This window comes from Pseudoalteromonas sp. GW168-MNA-CIBAN-0100, assembly GCF_040309225.1.
Taxonomy (GTDB): Bacteria; Pseudomonadota; Gammaproteobacteria; order Enterobacterales; family Alteromonadaceae; genus Pseudoalteromonas; species Pseudoalteromonas arctica.
In genome coordinates this window covers 1-721 of record NZ_JBEOOL010000074.1, presented here as the reverse complement: position 1 = coordinate 721, position 721 = coordinate 1, and the positions used below count along the sequence as shown (strand labels likewise).

Sequence of the window (721 nt, the reverse complement as noted above, 5' to 3'; positions counted from 1 at the left end):
CCGTTAAGAACATGACTCGCAGTGCCAAAGGTACTGTCGAGAAAAACGGAAAAATGGTGAAACAAAAGGCTGGTCTGAATCGGGAAATTCTGAACACCGCGCCAGCCATGACTCTTAATTTGCTGCGATACAAAGCGGAAGAAGCTAGTAGCGAATTTGTTGAAGTACCAACAAAGCAAGTTAAGCCAAGTCAAACCTGCCCAGACTGCGGAGCTAAGAAGAAGAAATCCTTAGCAGACCGCTGGCACTCATGCGAATGTGGTTGTGAGAAGCCCCGCGATGTAGCCAGTGCGCAAGTTAACTTAAACTGGGCGTTAGGTATTCAGGCTGGGAACCAGCCTAAAAAGGTAGCTTAGGCTTTCTTTTTGAAACTCCTTCAAAACGCGCAGCGTTTAGTGGGAGTTGTTCATCCCTAAGTTAAATGCCACAATACTCAATAGCTGATAATCGCTCGACAACCCCAACTCACCCAATACACTGGCAAACCCCATGTCGTGCAATAACCCAACTGCAAATGTTACCCAGCCTAAGCGCAATACCAGTGGCCATACATTATTAAGTGCAGCAAAAAGTACTGACAGGGCAATACCTAGCTCTACCCAGCGGCTATTAGGCGATACTAAATTCATAGCGGTTGCAGTAAGCGTAATTGAATGGGCTAGGGTAAAGGCGGTAACTATCCACGCGGTGTGTTTAATAATTTGTTTTTTTGAGCTAATAC

At 45.8% G+C, this 721-nt stretch carries 1 protein-coding gene and 1 pseudogene; one reads left to right on the top strand and one right to left on the bottom strand.

What is annotated here, in order from left to right:
- Positions 1–356 (top strand): zinc ribbon domain-containing protein (locus AAEY62_RS20055; RefSeq protein WP_350635909.1); only part of this gene is annotated, 356 nt, incomplete at its 5' end.
- 51 nt (positions 357–407) lie between these two features.
- Here AAEY62_RS20055 and AAEY62_RS20050 read toward each other — a convergent pair.
- Positions 408–721, bottom strand: a pseudogene (locus tag AAEY62_RS20050) (HupE/UreJ family protein); the annotation flags it as partial.